Source organism: Flavobacterium maritimum (genome assembly GCF_040049085.1).
Lineage (GTDB): Bacteria > Bacteroidota > Bacteroidia > Flavobacteriales > Flavobacteriaceae > Flavobacterium > Flavobacterium maritimum.
This window is the reverse complement of the sequence record NZ_JBDLZY010000047.1, coordinates 1-535: the sequence shown is the minus strand read 5'-3', so window position 1 is coordinate 535 and position 535 is coordinate 1. Positions and strand designations below refer to the sequence as shown.

1 protein-coding gene is annotated in these 535 nt (G+C 35.3%); it reads right to left on the bottom strand.

Annotated elements, in window-relative coordinates:
- Positions 1-424: tryptophan--tRNA ligase (locus tag ABEB23_RS18230; protein ID WP_369077062.1), on the bottom strand; the 424-nt coding region annotated here is incomplete at its 3' end.
- Positions 425-535: the final 111 nt, after the last annotated feature.

The window sequence follows — 535 nt, the reverse complement described above, 5'->3', positions numbered from 1 at the left end:
ATTCTGCATCATACAATAAAATATCGGCAGCCATTAACATTGGATACGTAAAAAGTCCGGCGTTTACGTCGTCTAAACGATCTGCTTTATCTTTGAAAGAATGTGCCAGAGTCAATCTCTGAAATGGAAAAAAACAGCTTAAATACCAGGTTAATTCAGTAGTTTGAACCACATCCGATTGTCTGTAAAAAGTAACTTTTTCAGGATTCAATCCGCACGCAAGCCAAGCGGCTGCAGTGCTGTATGTGTTTTCTCTTAACGTTTTTCCGTCTTTAATCTGAGTAATCGAATGTAAATCAGCAATAAATAAATAAGATTCGTTTGCTGGATTATTCGATAATTCAATCGCCGGAATAATTGCTCCTAATAAATTTCCTAAATGAGGTGTTCCTGTACTCTGAACACCGGTAAGTATTTTTGCCATTATTTTTATTTCTTAATCGCAAATGTCGGAATGTTTTTTTTAACCGCAAAGCTCGCAAAGATTTATACGCGATTCATACAGGGATTTTTACTATAAATGTTGTTTATACCA